The organism is Streptomyces clavuligerus (assembly GCF_005519465.1).
GTDB classification, from domain to species: domain Bacteria; phylum Actinomycetota; class Actinomycetes; order Streptomycetales; family Streptomycetaceae; genus Streptomyces; species Streptomyces clavuligerus.
The window spans coordinates 2,873,208-2,892,738 of sequence record NZ_CP027858.1 but is presented as its reverse complement, the minus strand read 5'-3'; the positions used below and the strand labels follow the sequence as shown (position 1 = coordinate 2,892,738).

The window sequence follows — 19,531 nt, the reverse complement described above, 5'->3', positions numbered from 1 at the left end:
CAGCTCGTCAGCGTGAGCCCGTCGGTTCAGTCCAGTTCAGCTCAGCAGCTCGTCCGCGTCCATGATCCGGTACGCGTATCCCTGCTCCGCCAGGAACCGCTGGCGGTGTGCCGCGAAGTCCTGGTCGATCGTGTCCCGCGCGACGACCGAGTAGAACCGCGCCTCGTGCCCGTCCGCCTTGGGCCGCAGCACCCGGCCCAGCCGCTGTGCCTCCTCCTGCCGGGAGCCGAAGGTGCCGGAGACCTGGATGGCGACGGTCGCCTCCGGAAGGTCGATCGAGAAGTTCGCGACCTTCGAGACCACGAGCACCGAGATCTCCCCCGCCCGGAACGCGTCGAACAGCTTCTCCCGCTGCGCGTTCGAGGTCTCCCCCTTGATCACGGGCGCGTCCAGATGCGCTCCCAGCTCGTCGAGCTGGTCGATGTACTGCCCGATGACGAGCGTCTGCTCCCCGCGATGCCGGGCCACCAGCGCCTCGGTCACCTTCCGCTTGCTCGCCGTCGTGGCACAGAAGCGGTACTTCTCCTCCGTCTCGGCGGTGGCGTACGCGAGCCGCTCGGACTCGGTCAGATTGACACGTACCTCCACACAGTCCGCCGGGGCGATATACCCCTGGGCCTCGATCTCCTTCCACGGGGCGTCGAACCGCTTCGGCCCGATCAGCGAGAAGACATCGGACTCCCGCCCGTCCTCCCGGACCAGCGTCGCGGTGAGACCGAGCCGGCGGCGCGCCTGGAGATCGGCGGTGAACTTGAACACCGGCGCGGGCAGCAGATGCACCTCGTCGTAGACGATCAGACCCCAGTCGCGGGAGTCGAACAGCTCCAGATGGGGGTAGATCCCCTTCCGCTTGGTCGTCAGCACCTGATAGGTGGCGATGGTGACCGGGCGGATCTCCTTCCGCGTCCCGCTGTACTCGCCGATCTCGTCCTCGGTGAGCGAGGTCCGGCGCACCAGCTCGTGCTTCCACTGGCGGGCGGAGACGGTGTTGGTGACAAGGATCAGCGTCGTCGCCTTGGCCTCGGCCATCGCCCCCGCGCCGACCAGCGTCTTTCCCGCCCCACAGGGGAGGACGACGACGCCGGAGCCGCCGTGCCAGAAGCCCTCGACGGCCTGCCGCTGATAGGGGCGCAGCGCCCAGCCGTTCTCCGCCAGCTCGATCGGGTGGGCCTCGCCGTCGACATATCCGGCGTGGTCCTCGGCGGGCCAGCCCAGCTTGAGCAGCGCCTGCTTGATCTGCCCCCGCTCGGAGGGGTGCACCAGTACGGTGTCCGCGTCGATCCGCGTCCCCACCAGGGGCTGGATCTTCTTGGACCGCAGGATCTCCTCCAGGACGGGCCGGTCGGTCGTGGTCAGCACCAGCCCGTGCACGGGGTGCTTCGACAGGGTGAGCCGCCCGTACCGGGCCATCGTCTCGGCCACGTCCACGAGCAGCGCGTGCGGCACCGGATACCGGCTGTACTCGACCAGCGCGTCCACGACCTGCTCGGCGTCGTGCCCGGCGGCCCGCGCGTTCCACAGCCCGAGCGGTGTCACCCGATACGTATGAATGTGCTCCGGCGCCCGCTCCAACTCGGCGAACGCCGCGATCGCCCGCCGACACGCGTCCGCCTGCTCGTGGTCGACCTCCAGAAGGAGGGTCTTGTCGCTCTGGACGATGAGGGGTCCGTTCACACCTGCGCCCTTTCCGCTTCCACTCGGGCCCGGGGACCACGGGGGGCCGGGGCCAAACCTCCAGTGTGCCGTACGGGGGCGGTCATGGGGTGCGGAGCGCGGTCGGAACGCATCTCGCACGTCCGATATCCCGGGCCGCGATGTCCCGGGCCGGGAAGCCGTCGCTCAGGGCCGGGGGAGGGCGCGGCCCTGAGTTCCCGCCCCCCTGAGTACCCGGCGCGGGCGCCCCGCGCGGAATGAGTACGCGTACGGTGCCCGGCCGTTCGGCGGGGGCGGTTGGGTGAGGGCATGGGAAGAAACGGATACGGGGTGTGGGCGCGGGACCGGTGGTGGTGGGCGGGGCCCGCCGGGGGGAGTGCGGTGGCTCCGATGGGGGTGTACGCCGACGCCGGTGTGTTCGGGTTCGACCTGCCCGCCGGGGTGTGGGGCGGGTATCTGCTGCCGCTCGGGCTGGTGGCGCTGAGCTGGTTCGGGGAGCGGACCGTGGGGCGCAGGTCGCGGCGGGTGGTGTGCGCGGGGGTCGGGGGTGTGCTGGCGTTCGGGGTGTCGGAGACCGCGATGGGGCTGTCGGCCGTGGTGTGGCTGGTGTCGGGCGTCGCCTCCGGGACCGGGTAGCCGGAGGCGACGCGTCCGTGTCAGGACAGCTCGTCCGCCAGTTCCGCCACGCCCGTGATCCGGTGCAGTGGATAGGTCCGGACCTCGTCCGCCGTGTGGTCGTACGCGGTGACGAAACCGCCCTCCACCCGCACCGGGGCGATCACCCGCTGGCTGGCCGAGCCCTCCGCGTTGAGGTAGCCGATCCACAGCGCCGAGCCCGTCATCACCGCCGCCTGCACGGTGGCCAGCGTCTCCGCCGACGAGGAGCGGGGGAGTTCGCCCGCGCGCAGCGGGGCGGCGTCGGAGGTCCGGTCGTCCGGTTTGCGGGCCACCGTCGCCGCCAGGTCGCCCGCGCGGATGGCGCGGACCGCGGCGCCGAGGAGCGTCGTGTCCGGGGGCGGCGGGCCGTCCGGGACGGGGACGGGCGGGGTGCGCGGGGGAGTGCGGCGGGCGTGGGCGCGGGCGATCAGGACATCGCCCTCCTCGGACTCCGCCGCAGGTGCGTACCCCATCGACCGCAGCCCCTCCAGCAGCGCCGGGGGCTCGGCCCGCGCCGCGAGCACCGTGGGCGCGAGACGGCGCAGCCCCAGGCCGTGGGAGCGCTTGTCGGCGAGGATCTCGTCGAGGAGCGCGTCGTCGTCGCAGCGCAGATACGCCGAGGCCGCGCCGATCCGGAGCCGGCCGTGGCGGCGGGCGACGTCGTCGATGAGATAGCTGAGCGGCTGCGGCACCGGCGTCCGCGAGTGCGCCGCGAGGAACGCGTGCAGTTCGGCCGCCGAACGGCCCGCGTCCAGCGCCCGGCGGACCGAGCCGGGCGTGAACCGGTACACCGTCGCCCCGCCCTTGGACTCGACGTCCGCGAGCACCGCCAGCGTCTCCGCGAGCGGCCGCTCCAGCGGGCCCGGGGCCACGGCCGTCAGGTCCGCCTGGAGCAGGATGTGGTCGAGCGGCTGCGGCAGCAGCGGCTCCAGCGCGGCAGCGGCGGCGGTCTGGGCCGCCCCGCGTTCCACCGTCGTCAGCGGGACGGTCTCCGGGGGGCCGGGGGACGGCCTGCCGCCGTTCACGGAGACCGGTCGGCGGTCGCCGTTCACGGACGCCTCCCCGGCACCGGACGCTCCCCGGCCGTAGGGCCCGGAGGCATCCCCCCGGCCCGCGGCGGACCCTGTGCCGCCGGGGCGGCCGAGCAGGGCCCGGCCGTGCGCCGACAGCGCGCCCCGGCCCGTCACTCCCAGCGCCTCCGCCTCGCTGAGCGTCCACGCCGCGATCCGCGAGCGCAGGTCCACCGGCACCCCCGGGGACACCGTCCGCACCGGGCGTTCCCAGCGCAGCCGGGTGAGGACACTCTCCGCCTCCGCCGCCGTCCCGGCGGGCAGCGCCGCCAGCAGCTCCAGCACCCCGCCCCGCACCTCCGGCGCCGCCGAACGGTCCAGACCGGGGCCCAGCGCCGACAGCGGGCGCCCCTTGGTGTCCTGACCGCCCACCAGACCCGGCACCCGCGTGGCCGTCAGCCAGGCGTCCGCGAGCAGCGCCCAGCGTTCACCGGCGGGCCGGTCCAGCCACTCGTCGTACACGGGCGTCGGGGCGTACCGCTCGTCCGCCTCGCCGTCCGACGCCAGCAGCCCCGCCGCGTACGCGACCTCCAGCCAGAACGCGGCCGTCGGCTCGCTCACGTCCAGCGCGACGGCGGTGCGCTTGAGGTCGCGCACCGCGAGGCCGCCCGCGCGCAGCACCGGGGGGCCGCCCTCGTGCCACTCCCGCAGCAGCTCCTCCACCGTCGACAGCGCGGTGAACGCCTGCCCCGCCGCCGCGCTGTCCACAACCTGTGGACGGCCGGTGCCGACCGTCGCCGCCGGGGTGAGCCGCGGCGGCACCGGCTCCGGGAGCCGGTGCGCCCGGCCCCCGCGCAGATGCAGCGCCGCCTCGCGCGGCAGCACCAGCGTGCGCGGCGACGCGGGCAGCAGCAGCCCCCGGTCCCGCAGCCAGCGCACCGGGGGCGCGGGGTCGGCGGTGACCTCCCCGTACGGCGGACCCCACACCAGCCGGTCCAGGACCGCCAGTGCCTCGGACGGGGCGGAGTCCAGCAGCGTCCCCATCCGCTCCCGGTCCGTGAACAGCGCCGTCAACGCGGCGACCGCCGACACCGGATCGTGCGTGCTCGGCAGCCCGGCGGCGGTCAGGATCTCCTGGAGCCTGCCCGGGGACATGCCCGCCGTGGCCTCCGCGACCGTCGGCCCCAGACCCGTCGGCGACGGGCGGCCCGGCGCGGGCGCCAGCAGCTCCCGCGCGGTGCGCACCAGCCGCAGCCGGTCGTCGCCGCCCCAGATCAGCGCCCGGTCCCGGAGCGTCGCCACCGCGCCCGGGAGCGCCGCGGCCACCGCCGGGTCGCCGTCGTCGCCCGCCAGCAGGGCGAGCAGCAGCGGATACGGGGCCGGGTCCGGGGCGACGGCCAGCGCCTCCGCCGTCTGGAGGGTGAACCGGTCCAGCCGCTCCAGGGCCCGGACGACCGAGGCACGCGTGCCCGCGCGGGTGGCGAGCTGGGTGAGGTCCCCGGGAACCGGGGCCAGCAGATCGGGCCGGGCGCGCAGCAGCGCCGCCAACTCCTCGTCACCGCGGGCGCGCAGGGCCTCGGCGAGGGTGCGCGGGCTGCTGCCGCCGCCTGTGCCGTCCGTGCCGTCAGCGGTCGTGTCGGGCGCGGCGGGTCCTTCGGGTGTTGTCCCCATCCGGCCCACGGTAGCCGCTGGAGTGCCCCGCGACAGTCCCCGGAGCAGCGTGGCCGCGCTACGGTCGGCAGGCAGCGCAACGCGGTGCGATGCGGCACGGCACGGTCCGGTGCGGCGTGGCGCCGCGCGTCGCGGGGAATGTCCGGCAGGCCGGTGAGCGTCAGGGGAAACGCCGTGGGGATCGAGAGCGACCAGCTCGTCTACGACTATCTGAGCCGGGTCGGGGACCTGGCCCAGCAACGGCACCTGCCGTCCGGCACGCGCCGCGAACTGGTCGCCGGGCTGCGCGACGAGATCGACCGGCAGCGCGCGAGGGCGACGGGGGACAGCCCGGCGGCGGTCCGCAGGATTCTGGGGCGGATCGGCACACCGGACGAGGTCGTGACGGCGGCGGGGACCACCCCCGCCGCGCCTTCGGCGGGAGCCACCCCCACCGCGCCTCCCGCAGGTGCCACCCCCGTGCCTCCGCCGACGCCCGCCGTCCCCCGGCCGACGCCGCAGTCACCGCCGGAGCCCGGACCCGGACAGCGGTCCGCCGCGCAGTGGATGCGCAGCCGCATCCCGGGCCCCCGCAAGGCAGCGCCGCCCGCCCCCGTGCCGCCGCTGCCCGCCGCGCCCCCGGCACCCGCCGCGCCGCCACCGCACCTCGCGGGCCTCGACCAACTCGGCGGCACCGGACAGGACGACGACACCGACTGGTGGAACGTCACCCCGCAGCCGTTCGGCGTGGGCGAGCAGGTCGCCGGGTTCACGGGCGGGGTCGAGATCCCCGAGATACTGGCACCGCCGCGCCCCGACGACCCTGAGGACGGAGACGAGGACGAGGGCGAGGACGGGAACGAGCGGGGCGGCGGGGGCGGCGCGGACGGGCACGGCCTCGCCGGCCTGTCCGTGGACAAGGAGGCCGCCGCCGACGCCGGGCGGGGCCCCGGACGCGCCCGGCGGCTGCTGACCGCCGCACTGCTGCGCCGCCGTGCCGCCCCCGGCCCCGTCGAGGACGCCCCCGCCGAGGAGACCGCCGCCGCGCCCGTGCCCCGCCTCGGCGCCGTCGTCCTGCTCCTGGCCGCCGTCCTGCTGGTCGCGGGCGCCGCCCTCGCCTCCTGGATCGCGCTCGGCCTCGGCTGGCTGCTCGCGTGGGGCCTGTGCGGACTCTCCCCCGCCGAACGCAGATTCGCGGTGCTCGGGCTCCCGGGCACCGCGGCGGCCGTCGCCCTGGTGTGGCTCTGGGGCCGCGAGGACGGGCGCTGGGGCGATCCCCTCCCCCCGGGCTCCATGGCCGACGCCCTCTCCGCCGCCGCCCCCTGGACCATCAAGGGCGCCGCCCTCGCCTCCGCCCTCTTCCTCCTCTGGCGCGCCCGCCGCACCTGACCCCGCCGTGCCCTGGCGACCCCCGCGCGGTGGCCTCCGGTGCGGCTGTCCCGCGCGGCTGCCGGTGCCCCGCGCCGGTGCCGATGCCCTGCGGGGTGGAGGCGTACGGGGCGGGGGACGGACGCCCCTGTCCGTCGCCGGTGCCCGCCGCGTCCGGACGTCGTACGGCTGTCGGTCGTGAGACGTGTACGGGTGCCGCTCGCTGCCGTCGGCGTGCACCGCTGGTCCGGGGCGCCGGGGGCCGCTGCCCTGCCGGGTGGAGGCGCGCGAGGGCAGGGGATACGGGTCGCCCCGTATCCGGTCCAGGTGCCTGTGCCGGTGCCTGCCGTGTCCGGGCGTCGTGCGGGTGTCTCCGGCGGGACGCTCCCGTGCGGGTGCCGTTCGCTGTCCTCGGCGTGCCGGTTCGGCCCGGCGGCGGCGGCGGTCGGGGAGGGGCGGGCGCCCGTGTCCGTCGCCGGTGCCCGCCGCGTCCGGACGTCGTACCGGTGCCGTACGGGTGCCGCGCGATGTCGTCGGCGGGCAGGCCGGGTGGCCGGTACTCATCGCCCGCGCGCCCGCCGCCCACGGCTGTCCCCGGTAGGGCCGTCCGGGCTCCGGGCAGGCGGCCGGGGCTCCGGGCCGCCGCCGTCCCCGTGCAGGCGGGCGCCGTACGGAGAGGCCGGGTACGGGAAACGGGTCCCGGACACGACCGGGTGACGGGGTGGACGTGACCGTTGGCCGGATGCCGCCATCGGGTGGTTTCCCGGGGGCGGGGGCATGAACGGGGTGGCGTCGGCGCAGGGTCCTCGTCGTCCTCACCGGTATGTGTCTACGTCTACCGGGTCCGCCACCGGGGCCCGTCCGCCCGCCTCCGTGAACAGGACAGCGCCATGCAGAAGACCGCCCACCGGCTCGCCGCCCCCACAGCCGCCGCCGCACTCGCCCTGGGGGCGGCCCTCGTCTCCGCGACGCCCGCGGCCGGGGCCGCCGCTCCCGAACCGCTCCGGTGCGAACGGGTCGGCGCGGTCGCCGAGGACCCCGCCATCGCGACCGTGGCGCGGCTGCTCGGGATCGCCGTCGAGGACGTCAGCGGACCCGTCGGTGTGAGCTGTACCGACGCGCGCGACGGCGACGCCGCCGTCAACTTCTGCGCCACCCGCAACTACGGCGTCCTCGCCGTCGGCCACCGCCCCGAGGGCCACCGCTGCCGCTGACCGAGGGGCGAACCGTCACCGGGACCCCGCCGACCGCCAAGAACCGCCCCGTACGGTGTGCCCGGCACCACGGGCGGGGAGCCGGTCACCGGCTCCGGGTCCGCACCGGCTCCGGGTCCGGGTCCGGGACCACGACCGGGTCCCGGCCGAAGACCTCCCGCACCGGCTTCGCACCGGCTCCGCCCTGGCGCCCCCGCCCGGCGGGCCCCCGCGCGACGGCCCGGCCGCCCTCCGCCGCGGTCAGGTGGTCCGCGCACCGCGCCGCCTGCTCGGGGCCGTGTCGCGCCCGCGCTCGTGGGCGAGCCGCCGCACCGGGGCCGGCACCTCCATCAGGGGGAGAGGCCGAGGAACGCCGGCGGCTCGCGGAGGAGCAGTACCCCGGTCTCCTGCGCGGGCGCCATCGCGACCCCACCCCGCTGCCGTCGGCCAAGGACGGTTGCCGGGGCACGGACGACTGAGGGCGGGCGCGGACGGCCCCGACCCCGTGGACGCGGGCGGCCCCACCCCATGGACACCGGCGCGCCGGACCAGGTCGGCCAGGTGGACACCGGCGCGCCGGGGTGGCCCGGCCGGATCGGCACAATGGCGGGATGACCTCAGCGTTCACGGTCGGATTCGACCTCGACATGACCCTGATCGACTCCCGGCCCGGCATCCGCGCCGCGTTCCTGGCGCTCTCGGCGGAGACCGGGGCGTGGATCGACGCCGACCTCGCCGTCACCCGGCTGGGCCCGCCGCTGGAACAGGAGCTGGCGCACTGGTTCCCTGATGATCAGATTCAGGCCATGGGCGATCGTTACCGCGCGCTGTACCCCGAGTACGCGATCACTCCGAGCCCCGCGCTCCCCGGCGCACGGGAGGCGGTGGCCGCCGTGCGCGCGGCGGGCGGCCGGTCCATCGTCGTCACGGCCAAGTACGCGCCGAACGCCCGGCTCCATCTGGACCACCTGGGCATCGCCGCGGACGAGGTGATCGGCTCGCTCTGGGCGGAGGGCAAGGCCGAGGCGCTGCGGGCGCACACGGCGGGGGTGTACGTGGGCGACCACATCGGCGACATCCGCGGGGCGCACGCCGCGGGCGCGCACGCCGTCTCCGTGCCCACCGGCCCCTGTACCACCGCTGACCTGCGGAAAGCCGGTGCGGACACGGTACTCGCGGACCTTGTGGAGTTTCCCGCGTGGCTGCGGGAGCACCGGGCCCGGCGCGGCTAGCCGGGCCCGGTGCTCAGGAGGAGAGGGACTTCGCGGTGCGCCGCTGGGCCGCGATCGAGCGCAGTACGCCCACGCCGGAGATCAGAAAGCCGACGCCCATGAGCATGCAGACGCCGTAGGCGATCGGCGGGAACGGGTCCGTCCCCAGGAACAGTGGGGCCATGGTGACGAGAGTGGCCACCGCGCCGACGATGAAGACGACGCCGCCGACGCGGACCAGCCCGTCACCCGGGGCGTCAGGAGTAGCAGTCATCCAGCCAGGGTAGTTCCCCTCGAAGAGGAACCGATCGGCGACGTCTTGTCAGCGGCCCCTGGACCATTAGCCTTGGGTGGTGCGGGTCAGTCGGCCCGCTGTGGTGCTTCCGGAGAGCCGAGACCCGAGACCCGTCGACAGGCTTCCGGCGGCCCAACGCCCCAACGAGTACGAATGACGAGGACAGACGTGCCTACCGGCAAGGTCAAGTGGTTCAACAGCGAGAAGGGCTTCGGCTTTCTCTCCCGCGACGACGGCGGCGACGTCTTCGTCCACTCGTCAGTGCTGCCCGACGGGGTCGACTCCCTCAAGCCCGGCCAGCGCGTCGAGTTCGGCGTGGTCGCCGGTCAGCGCGGCGACCAGGCCCTGTCCGTGGTGGTGCTGGACCCGACCCCCTCGGTGGCGGCGGCCCAGCGGCGCAAGCCCGACGAGCTGGCGTCCATCGTGCAGGACCTGACGACCCTCCTGGAGAACGTCACCCAGCAGCTTGAGCGCGGGCGCTACCCCGACAAGGCCCATGGCGCGAAGATCGCCAACATGCTCCGCGCGGTGGCCGACCAGCTCGATGTGTGACCCCGTCCCACCAGGTGTGACCCCGTCCCACCAGGTGTGGCCCCGTCCCACCAGGTGTGACCACGTGTGATCCCGTGTGATCCGCCGCCGCGCGGGCCGGTGACGGCGGTGCCGCGCCGGGACCTCCCGCCGGGCGCCGGGACTTGCCGCCGGCCGCCCGACCCGGGCGAGGCCCGCGCACTCCTCGCGGTCCTCCGACTCAGACGAAGTCCAGGGCGCCCGGTGCCAGCGGCGGCACCAGACCCTCCGCCGCGGCCCGGGTGAGGAGCCCCCGGACGGCCGCGTAGCCGTCCTCGCCGAGGGCGGCGGTGAACTCATTGACGTAGAGACCGATGTGCTGGTCGGCGACGGCCGGATTCATCTCCTGCGCGTGCTCGCGCACATAGGGCCGGGACGCCTCCGGGTCGTCCCAGGCCATCCGGACGGAGGTACGGATGGACTCCGCGAGCCGCCGCAGCTCCGGGGCGCCCAGGGAGCGCCTGGCGACGATCGCGCCGAGCGGGATGGGCAGCCCGGTGACGTCCTCCCAGTGCTCCCCCATGTCGGCCAGACAGTGCAGCCCGTACCCCTGATAGGTGAAACGGGCCTCGTGGATCACCAGACCGGCGTCCACCCGGCCGTCCCGGACCGCGGGCATGATCTCGTGGAACGGCAGGACGACGACCTCGCCGACCCCGCCCGGGACCTTCTCGGCGGCCCAGAGCCGGAACAGCAGATACGCGGTCGAACGCTCGCTGGGCACCGCGACCGTCCTCCCGGCCAGCTCAACACCGGGCTCCCGGGTCAGCACCAGCGGGCCGCAGCCCCGGCCCAGGGCGCCGCCGCAGGGCAGCAGGGCGTACTCGTCCAGAATCCACGGCAGCACCGCGTACGAGACCTTGAGGACGTCGCCCTCGCCGCGCTCGGCCATCCCGTTGGTGAGGTCGATGTCCGCGAACGTGACATCCAGCGCGGGCGCGCCCGGGACCCGGCCATGGGCCAGGGCGTCGAAGACGAACGTGTCGTTCGGGCAGGGCGAGTAGGCGATCCGCAGGGTCACAGCGACTCCTCGTCGACATCGGGGTGCCCCGGCGCGGCCGGGTGCGCCGCCGTCCGTACGGGCGCTCCGGCGGCCTTGGGGAAGGCCGCTTCGAGAACGGGGGCGATGCCGGCGAAACCGGTGCGCAGCGCGCCCAGGGCGTCGCCGATGCGCCAGGCGGCGCGGTCGCGCGGGCCGACCGGGTTGGAGATCCCGCGGACCTCCAGGACGGGCACCGCGGCGGCGGTCGCCGCCTCGGCGACCCCGAAGCCCTCCATCGCCTCGGCGGCGGCACGGGGGTGACGTCCGCTCAGCGCGGCGGCGCGGGCGGCGGTCCCGGTCACCGTGGAGACCGTGAGGACCGGCGCGAGGAGCGCCCCGGCCGCTTCGGCGGCGCGCGCGGCCAGCGCGGCGGGCGGCCGGTGGGACGTCCGGCCGAAGCCCAGCTCGTCCAGGGGGAGGAAGCCGTCGGGGGAGTCGGCCCCGAGGTCGGCGGCGACGATCGCGTCCGCGACCACCAGCGAGCCGACGGGGGCGTACGGGGCGAAGCCGCCGCCGATGCCCGCCGAGACCACCAGGTCGTAGGGGGTGCCCGCGGCGGCGGCGAGCGCCAGCTCCCGCGCGGTGGACGCGGCGGCGGCGGCCGGTCCGACCCCGCCCGCCAGCGTGCGCGCGGACAGCGGGACCGGCGCGGGGCCCGCGCCCAGCCCCGCCGCCACGGCTTCCGCTTCCGCCGCCACGGCGGTCACCACCAGTACGCGCACGCTCCGCCTCCCGGGGTCCGGGCCCACCCGGCCCGGAACATCACTCGGCACGTCGCTCAGAGCACCGCTCGGAACGTCACTTCTTTTCGAGCGTGAAGGTCCAGATGCCGATGAGCTTCTTGCCGCTGGTCTCGACGATGCTGACCTTCGTCTTGTCCGGCGCCTGGCCCGTCTGCGAGGTGAAGAAGGCGCTGGCCGGGATGGAACGGTAGGTCTTGGTGTACGGCTCCTGCTCGGCCGGCTGTCCGCCGATGAAGAGGGTCCAGCCGTTCTCCGCGATCTCCGGGTCCACACCGAAGCGGATCTTGTCGTCCAGGGCGACCTTCACGGTCTTGCCCGCCTTCTCGTTCAGGCAGTCCTGGATCAGGGACTCCTTGATCGCCTTGCCGTCGTTGTAGCAGGCGGCCTCGGAGTTCACGGACTCCGTCCCGACCGTCACGGTCGCGAGCGGCGTCGGCTTTTCGCAGGCCGAGAGGGTGAGGAGCGCGGCCGATACAGCACCGATGGTGGCGGCGGTCCGGCGGCGCTTGCCGGAGAAGAACGCAACGGTCATGGCCAGAAGGCTATCGGTCCCGCCCCGCCAACCCACGCGGGGGTCCGGCGCGCCGCGGGCTCCGGTCACCTCTGGGTGGCTTTGGCATGTTCGCCCCGTCTGCGCCTCCGGCGGCGGGTGGGGACAGGTGTCCGGACGGGCTCAGGCCACCCGGGGCCGGGGGTGGCCGCCGCCGTGCCGGGCGGCGGCGAGCAGCCCCCGTACGGACACCGCCGCGCCGGTGCAGACGATGGACGCGGCCACCGTCATGCCCAGTACCCCGTTCAGCGGCAGCACGATCCCGATCGCCCCGCCCACCACCCACGCCATCTGGAGCAGCGTCTCGGAGCGTGCGAACGCCGACGTCCGCACCTCCTCCGGCACGTCCCGCTGGATCAGCGCGTCCAGCGACAGCTTCGCCAGCGCCTGGCAGAGCCCCGCCGCGGCCGCCAGCACCGCGACCATGCCCGCCCCGAAGAACACCGCCGCCAGCACCGCCGCCGCCAGCGCCACCCCGAGCACCGTGGCGATGATCGCCTCCGGTCCCCGGGCCTTCAGCCACGCCCCCACCGTCGTCCCGCAGGCGTTGCCGAGCCCCGCCGCGACGCCCACCACCCCCAGCGAGACCGCCGCGCTCTGCCCCGCCACCGGATGCTCCCGCAGCAGGAACGCGAGAAAGAAGATGAGGAAGCCGGAGAGCATCCGGAACGCGACGTTCGCCTGGAGGCCGTGCAGCACGGAGGGGCCGACCGTGCGCAGCCCGGGGCGGCGCCGGGGACCCGCCAGCATCAGCGCCTTGTGCTCGCCCTTCGCGGAGTCCACCTTCGGCGGCAGCCGCAGCGCCCAGAAGGTGCCCAGCGCGAACAGCGCGCACGCCCCGTACAGCGGCCACTGGGGGCCGATGTGGTGCAGCCCCGCGCCGATGGGCGCCGCCGTCCCGGTGGCGAGGAGCCCCGCGAGCGTCACCCGGGAGTTCGCCTTGACCAGCGAGATCCGCGGCGGCAGCAGCCGGGGGACGACCGCGCTGCGGATCACCCCGTACGCCTTCGACGCGACCAGCACCCCGAGCGCCGCCGGATACAGCTCCAGGCCCCCCGTCGCCACCGCGCCCGAGAGCCCCAGCGCCAGCACCGCGCGGGCCAGCATCGCCGCCGCCATCGCGGCCCGGCGGCCGTGCGGGATCCGGTCGAGCAGCGGACCGATCACCGGGGCCAGGACGGCGAAGGGGGCGAGCGTGATCGCCAGATAGAGGGTGACCCGGCCCCGGGCCTCGTCCGTGGGGACGGAGAAGAAGACCGTCGAGGCCAGCGCCACAGTGATCATGACATCGCCCGCGCCGTTCACCGCGTGCAGCTCGATCAGCCGTCCCAGGCCCGACTCGCCCGCGCCCTGGGCGTTGGTCGCCCGCCGGATGCCCCGGGCCGTGCCCGTGAACGGTCTGCGCAGGGCGCGTCCCACCGCCCGGCACGCTCGTGCGAGCGCTCCGGGCCCGTGCGACGACCGGGCGGCTGCCATTTCGCCATAGTGCCCCAAGGACCGCCGGGAGGAGGTGTGATGTGCTCCGGAGGGCCGTCCGTTCCCCCCCTGGTCGGTGCACGCAGGTGGGCTCAAGGCGGCGAACGGGGTAGCGTGCGTAGCGCGTCACCGGCGACTGTGCCCGGCCGCGCGCCTCTTCGGCATCCCGCAGAATGGATGACGGTAGGTGTGCCCGGGACGGCCCGGTCCGGGCGCGGACGTCGATGCGGCCCTCCGGTCCGCTCCGCCTGCGCCCCGGACCTCACGATTCGGCAGGCGCACCACATGAGACGGCGTAGGAGAGAAGCGAGACCCTGTGAGTGCTGCGACGACGCGAAGCCGTACCCCCGACCGTCTGTGCGCCGAGGCGGTGGACCTGGCCCGGGCCGCGGCGCAGGAGACGGCGGCACCCGGGAGCGTGGGTGAGCACGTGTCCCTCGTCCCGGAGGGGGACCGGGTCGTCACCCACTTCTTCGACTGCTCCGAGCCCGGCTACCGGGGCTGGCGCTGGGCGGTGACCGTGGCGCGGGCCTCCCGCGCGAAGAACGTCACCGTCGACGAGTCCGTGCTCCTCCCGGGGCCCGACGCGCTGCTGGCACCCGAGTGGGTGCCGTGGAGCGAGCGGCTGCGCCCCGGCGACCTGGGGCCGGGCGACCTGCTGCCCACGGCCGCGGACGATCCGCGCCTGGAGCCCGGCTACACCGGCGAGGACGTACCCCCGCCGAACTCGGTCATCGCCGAGACCTCCCACGACCTCGCCGAGCGGGTCGAGGCGGAGGACGCGGAGCTGACCGACCGCACGCCCGCGGACGCCGCCGGGAACAGCCGCGGGGAGATCGCCGCGCTCGCGGAGGAACTGGGCATGCGGCGGGCGCGGGTGCTCTCCCGCTACGGGCTGCGGGGCGCGGCCGACCGCTGGGACGAGGCGTTCGGCGAGCGGACGCCGATGGCGCAGGCGGCGCCCGCGTCGTGCGCGTCGTGCGGGTTCCTGGTGCCGGTCGCGGGATCGCTGCGGCAGGCGTTCGGGATCTGCGCGAACGAGTTCGCTCCGGCGGACGGGCGGGTCGTCTCGCTCTCCTACGGCTGCGGAGGCCACTCCGAGGCCGCCGTTATGCCGAAGCCGCCGCAGCCCGCGCCGCCGGTGCTCGACTCACTGGCGCCGGACGCTTTTCCGCTGGACGACGCGGGCCCGGACGAGGACCTGGGCCACGCCTGACCTGGATAAATCCAGCCCCTGGTCCCCAGGGGCTGCTTTTCCGGACACCTGAGCGACGGACGCCCGCCCCACGCCTGCGCCGACCACGGGCCCGCCCGCCCCGCGCGGGCCCGTGGTCGGGGGCCGGGCCCCCGTTCCTCAATCTCCCCCGGAGGGGGCACCCCCACGGGGCTGAATCTTGAGCCTTGATCCCCCAGAGGGGGCACCCCAAGGGGCTTAATGGTGCGGGCCACCCCTCCCGGGGGCTGAATTTCGGGCGGGGCTGATGTGAGCGGGGGCATGTTCCGGGGGAAGGATTGTGCGCCCTCCCGCACCCGGGTGGGCCGTCTGCCCGTGGTGGGGGGTGCAGGGTCGTCCCCGGAAGGGACCGGCGGAGAATGGCCCGCGTCCGGACGACGGACGCTCGGTCTGCCGGCCCTGAGGAGTCGAGCCCGGAGGCCCCCACTCCCGCACCCATACGGCTGACCCGAGCACACCAAGCCTGTCCGGCGATTGAGGACGGACCCCGCGTCCCACGCAAGGCTGACGCGTAAGCCGACGGACCCCCGCGCGGCCCCGTTGTCGGGGGCCAGCCCCCGAGCCCCCGCTCCTCAATCTCCCCCAGAGGGGGCACCCCCAAGGGGCTGAATCTTGAGCCTCGATCCCCCCGGAGGGGCTGAAATGGGCACCCCCACGAGGCTGAAATTTCGGGCACCCCCACGGGGCTGATGTGGTGCGGCCCCCCGAGGCTGGAATCCCCCACCCGCCGACGAACCTGAATCCAGGTGAGGAGTTTGCGGACAAACCGGGCCCACCATGGGTGGACGCACAGACCACCCCCACCCACGGGGTACCTTCGCCCCGGCGGCGGACAGGCGCACGCCGACAACGCGCCGCGCCGCCCGAGCCGCCGCAGGACAACGCGAGAGAGCGGAGCACACCGTGAGTGTCACGAGGACCGAGCCGGCCGACCCGTTTGGGACCGCCCGGCTGCGCCGAGGCGTGCTCGACGCGTGGGGCGCGGGACCGGCCCGGTTCCGCGAGGACGCCAACGCGGAGGAGGACCTCGTCCTCGGCGGCTACCGCGACCGCCTCGTCGTCGAACTCGCCCAGAACGCCGCCGACGCCGCCGCCCGCACCCGCACCCCCGGCCGGCTCCGTCTCACGCTCCGTCCGCCGACCGCGACCTCCCCCGCCGTCCTCGCCGCCGCCAACACGGGCGCCCCGCTCGACGCGGCGGGCGTCGAATCCCTCAGCACCCTGCGGGCCTCCGCCAAACGGGACACGCAGGACAGCAGCGTGGGCCGCTTCGGCGTCGGTTTCGCCGCCGTGCTCGCGGTCAGCGACGAACCCGCCGTGCTCGGCCGCCACGGCGGGGTCCGCTGGGCGCTCGCGGAGGCCCGTGAGCTGACGCGGGAGGTGGCGGCGCACAGCCCCGGCCTCGGCGAGGAGCTGCGCCGCCGTGACGGCCATGTCCCGCTGTTGCGGCTCCCGCTGCCCGCCGAGGGCACCGCCCCGGACGGCTACGACACGGTGGTGGTCCTCCCGCTGCGCGACGGCGCGGCCGTCGACCTCGTGGAGCGCCTGCTCGACGGGGTGGACGACGCGCTCCTCCTCGCCCTGCCGGGCCTCGCGGAGGTCGTCGTCGAGACCCCGGAGTCGGTCCGCACCCTCCGCCGCGAGGCGGACGGGGCAGGCGGGACGGACGGGACAGCCGGGGCAGGCCAGCCGGAGGAGTCAGGCCAGACGGACGGGGCACGCGGGGCGGACACGACCCGCATCCACGACTCCGCCCGAGGCACCACCCTCTGGCGCACCGTCAACCACACCGGCACCATCGACCCCGACCTCCTCCGCGACCGCCCCCGCGAGGAACGCCTCCGCCCCTACTGGACCGTCACCTGGGCCGTCCCCGTGGACGCCGACGGCACCCCCGCCCGCCCCCGCACCGCCCCCGTGGTCCACGCGCCGACCCCCACCGACGAACCCCTCGGCATCCCCGCGCTGCTCATCGCCTCGCTGCCGCTGGACACGACCCGTCGCCACCCCGCCCCCGGCCCCCTCACCGACTTCCTGGTGCGGCGCGCGGCCGAGGCGTACACGGAACTGCTCGGCGGCTGGCAGCCGGTCACCACCGGCACGATCGACCTCGTCCCCGGCCCGCTCGGCAAGGGCGAGCTGGACGGCGCGCTGCGCGCGGGCATCCTGGAGCTGCTGCCCCGTACCGCCTTCCTGGAGCCCGCCGCCCCCCGCCCGGGGGACACCGGACAGGACGAGGAGGAGACCGGACTCCCCGGCCGGGAGCGCCCGCCCGCGCTGCGCCCCGTCGAGGCGGAGGTGGTCGAGGGCGCGGGCACCGACACCGTGCGGGTGCTCGCCGAGGTGCTGCCGAGCCTGCTCCCCGCCGGTCTGGAGCGCCGGGCCGAACTGCGCACCCTCGGCGTCGCCCGTGTCCCGCTGACGGAGGCGATCGACCGCCTCGCCGGTCTGGAGCGCGCGCCCGCCTGGTGGCGCCGCCTCTACGACAGCCTCGCGGGCGTCGACCCCGACCGCCTCTCCGGACTGCCCGTCCCGCTCACCGACGGCCGGACCGTCATCGGCCCCCGGCAGACCCTGCTGCCGCTCGCCGAGACCCCGCCGCACCTCACCCGCCTCGGCCTCAAGGTCGCCCACCCGGACGCGGCCCACCCCCTGCTGGAGAAGCTGGGCGCGCTGCCCGCCACGCCCCGGGCCGTGCTGACGACCCCCCAGGTCCGTACGGCGGTCGCCGCCTCCCTCGACGAGGGGGAGACCTGGTTCGACGACACGGCCGACACGCTCGACGCGGACGAGCTGGCGGAGACCGTGCTCACCCTCGTCCGGGACGCGGAGCTGGACCCCGGGGACGAGCCCTGGCTGGGCGCTCTCGCCCTTCCCGACGAGGACGGCGAGAGCGTCCCCGCCGGGGAGCTGGTCCTGCCCGGCAGCCCGTTCGCGGAGGTCATGCGCGAGGACGAACTCGCCTTCGTCGCTCCCGCGCTCGCCGAACGCTGGGGCGCCCAGCCGCTGGCCGCCTGCGGGGTCCTCGTGAACTTCACCCTCGTCCGCGCCACCGATGTCGTCCTCGACCCCGACGAGCTGGAACCCCGCGACAGCGACTACGCCGAACCGGACGACGCGGGGCTCCTCGACGCGGTCGACGTCTGGTGCGAGGACGTCCTCGACCGGCTCCCCGAGACCCCGGTGCCGCCCGTCGCGACCGAGATCACCGCCGTGCGGGACCTGGACCTCGTCGACGACGACCACTGGCCGCAGGCGCTCGCCCTGCTCGCCCGGCCGCCGCTGCGGGACGCGCTCACCCAGCCCGTGCGGGTGCTGCTGCCGGACGGCACGACGGAGACGGTGCGCCCGTACACCGCGTGGTGGCTGCGCGACCACCCGGTCCTGGACGGCCGCCGCCCCGCCGGACTGCGGGCCGCCGGGGGCGACTCCCTCCTCACGGGGCTGTACGAGGCCGTGGACGCCACCGGCTTCGACGACGCCCTCGTCCTGCGGGCGCTGGGGGTGCGCACCACGGTGGCGGACCTCCTCGACGAGCCCGGCGGCGCTGCGGAGCTGCTGTCCCGGCTCGCCGACCCGGAGCGCCCCGTCCACGCCGCGCAGCTCCACGGTCTGCACACGGCGCTCGCGGACCTCGACCCGGAGCAGGTGACGCTCCCCGACGAGCTGCGGGCGGTCGTCGACGGCGAGGTGTGTGTCGTGGACGCCGCCGACGCGCTCGTGGTGGACGCCCCCGACCTGCTGCCGCTGGCGGCGGGCCGCGCGCTGCTGCCGGTCGCGCCGGAGCGCGCCGCCGAGCTGGCGGAACTGCTCCAGGTGCGGCGGCTGAGCGGGGCACTGCCCGCCCCGGTGACGACGGAGGGCGAGGTCCACCCCGTTCCGGACGCGGTCCGGGTGCTGCTGGGCCCGGCGACCCCCGAGACGTACACCGAGCACGACGAGTTGATCGTCGACGGCGTCGAACTGGAGTGGCGCCGCACCCCCGACGGCACGGTCCACGCGGCGACGGTGGAGGGCGTCGCGGCGGGCCTCGCCTGGGCGGCGGGCCAGTGGCCCCGGCGCTTCGAGGTCGCGGCACTGCTGGAGGACCCGTCCCGCACGGAGGAACTGGCCCGGGACCGCTGGTTCGACCCGCTGCCGTAAGCCCCGCCCGGTCCGGGCCGCCGCCGCATCGGCCGGTGGCCCGTTCGGGGAAGGTCGGCCGGGTGTCTCCGGTCCGGGCCGTCGCACCGGGCCCCTCCGGGGTGGACCACCGTCGCACCGGCCGGGGCTCGTCCCCCCGCCCCGGCCCGGTGGCGTCGCAGCCCGTCCGGGAGGCCCGCAGGCCACCGTCCGGGACGACCGGTCCCCGGGATGGCGCGGCGGGCGGGCGGCGGGTGCCCCGTCCGGGCCGGAACGCCGGGCACGGACGGGTCGCCCGGGGCGGTGGTCCGGGTGCTGCGGCGCGGCCGGTCCGCGGGGCGCCCGGGGCGGGGCGCCGTTCACCGCGAGGCCGCATCGTCTTCGTACCGGCCGGTGGCCCGTTCGGGGGAGGCGCCGGGCGTCTCCGGGCCGGGCCGCCGCCGTACCGGCCCGGTGGTGTCGTGGTGGCGTGGGCGGGGCACCGTCCACCGTGAGGCCGCCGCCGTACCGGCCAGTGGCCCGTTCGGGGAGGTGCCGGGCGTCTCCGGGCCGGGCCGTCGCACCGGGCCCCTCCGGGGTGGACCACCGCCGTACCGGCCCGTGCGGCGGTGGGGTGGCGAGGGCGGGGCACGGTGTGGAGTGCCGTCCCCCCGCCCCGGCCCGGTCGCCGCCGGGATCCGTCCGGGAGGCCCGCAGGCCACCGTCCGGGACGACCGGTCCCCGGGATGGCGCGGCGGGCGGGCGGCGGGTGCCCCGT

General features: G+C 75.9%; 14 protein-coding genes. 7 read left to right on the top strand and 7 right to left on the bottom strand.

Features of this window, described 5'->3' with window-relative positions:
• Window positions 1-36: 36 nt before the first annotated feature.
• On the bottom strand, window positions 37-1,674 hold the full coding sequence (locus CRV15_RS11980) for a DNA repair helicase XPB (protein WP_003958553.1): 1,638 nt from the start codon (window positions 1,672-1,674) through the stop codon (window positions 37-39).
• Between the two features lie 360 nt (window positions 1,675-2,034).
• Between CRV15_RS11980 and CRV15_RS11975 the strand changes: the two genes are divergently transcribed.
• Window positions 2,035-2,289: a hypothetical protein gene (locus CRV15_RS11975; RefSeq protein ID WP_231405994.1), complete on the top strand. Its 255-nt coding sequence runs from the start codon at window positions 2,035-2,037 to the stop codon at window positions 2,287-2,289.
• A 20-nt stretch (window positions 2,290-2,309) separates the two neighbouring features.
• Here the strand turns inward: CRV15_RS11975 and CRV15_RS11970 are convergent, their stop codons facing one another.
• The gene (locus CRV15_RS11970; protein WP_003961313.1) at window positions 2,310-4,991 is read right to left on the bottom strand and encodes a helicase C-terminal domain-containing protein; all 2,682 of its coding nucleotides are present in this window, start codon (window positions 4,989-4,991) and stop codon (window positions 2,310-2,312) included.
• 138 nt (window positions 4,992-5,129) lie between these two features.
• Here CRV15_RS11970 and CRV15_RS11965 point away from each other — a divergent pair, with 138 nt between their 5' ends.
• The 3 genes from CRV15_RS11965 (at window position 5,130) to CRV15_RS11955 (ending at window position 8,763) form a co-directional block, all read left to right on the top strand.
• Window positions 5,130-6,359 carry a hypothetical protein gene (locus CRV15_RS11965; RefSeq protein WP_003961314.1) on the top strand — a complete coding sequence of 410 codons (1,230 nt, stop codon included), beginning with the start codon at window positions 5,130-5,132 and terminating at the stop codon, window positions 6,357-6,359.
• Between the two features lie 869 nt (window positions 6,360-7,228).
• The gene (locus tag CRV15_RS11960) at window positions 7,229-7,552 is read left to right on the top strand and encodes a hydrophobin family protein (protein WP_009997172.1); all 324 of its coding nucleotides are present in this window, start codon (window positions 7,229-7,231) and stop codon (window positions 7,550-7,552) included.
• Between the two features lie 590 nt (window positions 7,553-8,142).
• The gene (locus tag CRV15_RS11955) at window positions 8,143-8,763 is read left to right on the top strand and encodes an HAD family hydrolase (RefSeq protein ID WP_003961316.1); all 621 of its coding nucleotides are present in this window, start codon (window positions 8,143-8,145) and stop codon (window positions 8,761-8,763) included.
• 13 nt (window positions 8,764-8,776) lie between these two features.
• Here the strand turns inward: CRV15_RS11955 and CRV15_RS11950 are convergent, their stop codons facing one another.
• A complete protein-coding gene (locus tag CRV15_RS11950) occupies window positions 8,777-9,016 on the bottom strand; it encodes a hypothetical protein (protein WP_003958996.1) in 240 nt (79 codons plus the stop codon).
• A 189-nt stretch (window positions 9,017-9,205) separates the two neighbouring features.
• On the opposite strand from CRV15_RS11950, the gene CRV15_RS37400 reads away from it, so the two are divergent.
• The gene (locus CRV15_RS37400; protein WP_003958997.1) at window positions 9,206-9,589 is read left to right on the top strand and encodes a cold-shock protein; all 384 of its coding nucleotides are present in this window, start codon (window positions 9,206-9,208) and stop codon (window positions 9,587-9,589) included.
• Between the two features lie 199 nt (window positions 9,590-9,788).
• Here CRV15_RS37400 and CRV15_RS11940 read toward each other — a convergent pair whose 3' ends face one another.
• From CRV15_RS11940 to CRV15_RS11925, 4 genes are all read right to left on the bottom strand, one after another.
• Window positions 9,789-10,628, bottom strand: a complete 840-nt coding sequence (locus tag CRV15_RS11940) for a 1,4-dihydroxy-6-naphtoate synthase (RefSeq protein ID WP_003958998.1) — start codon at window positions 10,626-10,628, stop codon at window positions 9,789-9,791.
• Window positions 10,625-11,371 (bottom strand): futalosine hydrolase, encoded by a 747-nt coding sequence (locus CRV15_RS11935; protein WP_009997173.1) that lies wholly within the window; start codon window positions 11,369-11,371, stop codon window positions 10,625-10,627. Before CRV15_RS11935 ends, CRV15_RS11940 begins: the two co-directional genes overlap by 4 nt.
• Window positions 11,372-11,447: 76 nt before the next feature.
• Window positions 11,448-11,924: a hypothetical protein gene (locus tag CRV15_RS11930; protein WP_003959000.1), complete on the bottom strand. Its 477-nt coding sequence runs from the start codon at window positions 11,922-11,924 to the stop codon at window positions 11,448-11,450.
• 141 nt (window positions 11,925-12,065) lie between these two features.
• Entirely contained in the window at window positions 12,066-13,418 is a 1,353-nt protein-coding gene (locus tag CRV15_RS11925; protein ID WP_003961319.1) for an MFS transporter, read from the bottom strand.
• Window positions 13,419-13,734: 316 nt separating this feature from the next.
• On the opposite strand from CRV15_RS11925, the gene CRV15_RS11915 reads away from it, so the two are divergent.
• Window positions 13,735-14,634, top strand: a complete 900-nt coding sequence (locus CRV15_RS11915) for a DUF3027 domain-containing protein (protein ID WP_003959003.1) — start codon at window positions 13,735-13,737, stop codon at window positions 14,632-14,634.
• 921 nt (window positions 14,635-15,555) lie between these two features.
• Window positions 15,556-18,795 (top strand): sacsin N-terminal ATP-binding-like domain-containing protein, encoded by a 3,240-nt coding sequence (locus CRV15_RS11910; protein WP_003961321.1) that lies wholly within the window; start codon window positions 15,556-15,558, stop codon window positions 18,793-18,795.
• The last annotated feature ends 736 nt before the right edge of the window (window positions 18,796-19,531 follow it).

What these genes read in the sequence shown, in the direction of transcription:
- CRV15_RS11955 (WP_003961316.1), top strand. Translation starts at nt 8,143, where the DNA reads ATGACCTCAGCGTTCACGGTCGGATTCGACCTCGACATGACCCTGATC.
- CRV15_RS11960 (WP_009997172.1), top strand. Translation starts at nt 7,229, where the DNA reads ATGCAGAAGACCGCCCACCGGCTCGCCGCCCCCACAGCCGCCGCCGCA.
- CRV15_RS11930 (WP_003959000.1), bottom strand. Translation starts at nt 11,924, where the DNA reads ATGACCGTTGCGTTCTTCTCCGGCAAGCGCCGCCGGACCGCCGCCACC.
- CRV15_RS11925 (WP_003961319.1), bottom strand. Translation starts at nt 13,418, where the DNA reads ATGGCAGCCGCCCGGTCGTCGCACGGGCCCGGAGCGCTCGCACGAGCG.
- CRV15_RS11970 (WP_003961313.1), bottom strand. Translation starts at nt 4,991, where the DNA reads ATGGGGACAACACCCGAAGGACCCGCCGCGCCCGACACGACCGCTGAC.
- CRV15_RS11950 (WP_003958996.1), bottom strand. Translation starts at nt 9,016, where the DNA reads ATGACTGCTACTCCTGACGCCCCGGGTGACGGGCTGGTCCGCGTCGGC.
- CRV15_RS11965 (WP_003961314.1), top strand. Translation starts at nt 5,130, where the DNA reads ATGTCCGGCAGGCCGGTGAGCGTCAGGGGAAACGCCGTGGGGATCGAG.